1 protein-coding gene is annotated in these 248 nt (G+C 35.5%); it reads left to right on the top strand.

The genetic code is table 11. The features are described 5' to 3' along the window. Window positions 1-13: 13 nt before the first annotated feature. The coding region (locus tag R2R70_RS22145) for a LysE family translocator (RefSeq protein ID WP_410979221.1) at window positions 14-248 on the top strand (235 nt) is incomplete at its 3' end.

Here is a 248-nt window from a genome sequence, read left to right on the forward strand (position 1 = left end):
GGAGGAATGTAAGATGTTGGGGATTATAAATTTTGAGGTATTTTTAGTTGCTGCAATCTTGCTAAACTTAACGCCTGGAACTGATACTATGTATATTGTAAGTCGTAGTATTTCCCAAGGGAGAACGGCAGGCATTTATTCAGCTCTTGGTATTACTGCAGGAGTAGTTATTCATACATTTCTTGCTGCATTTGGACTCTCAATCATTTTAATGCAATCCGCCTTACTATTTAATTTAATAAAAATGG

The sequence above is a fragment of the Cobetia sp. SIMBA_158 genome, from assembly GCF_046566945.1.
Taxonomy (GTDB): Bacteria; Pseudomonadota; Gammaproteobacteria; order Pseudomonadales; family Halomonadaceae; genus Cobetia; species Cobetia amphilecti.